Source organism: Fructobacillus ficulneus (genome assembly GCF_001047075.2).
GTDB lineage: Bacteria > Bacillota > Bacilli > Lactobacillales > Lactobacillaceae > Fructobacillus > Fructobacillus ficulneus.
The window spans coordinates 341253-341564 of sequence record NZ_DF968005.1; the positions used below are offsets into that span (position 1 = coordinate 341253).

Sequence of the window (312 nt, forward strand, 5' to 3'; positions counted from 1 at the left end):
ACCAAATCATCGGTGCTCTGCCAATTTGGGCCAAGCACCGCATCAAGGGGGATAAAACCATCATCGCTATCATTGATTCGGGCATCGACGACCGACATGAATTGATGAAGCTGAGCCCAAAGGCCCAAGTCAAAATGACCAAGGACCAGGCCAAAGTTGCCATTAAACGCCTCGGTCATGGCCGGTATGCTTCGGAAAAGATTCCTTACGCGTATAACTACGCCGATGGGACCTCGCAAACAGTGGCCGACCTGAAAACTAACAGTATGCACGGGATGCATGTAGCCGGGATTGCGGCGGGTTATGCTCACT

At 51.9% G+C, this 312-nt stretch carries 1 protein-coding gene; it reads left to right on the plus strand.

Features of this window, described 5'->3' with window-relative positions; all coding sequences use genetic code 11:
* Positions 1-312, plus strand: a 312-nt coding sequence (locus AOQ29_RS06185) for a S8 family serine peptidase (protein WP_207657342.1), incomplete at both ends; no start/stop codon positions are given.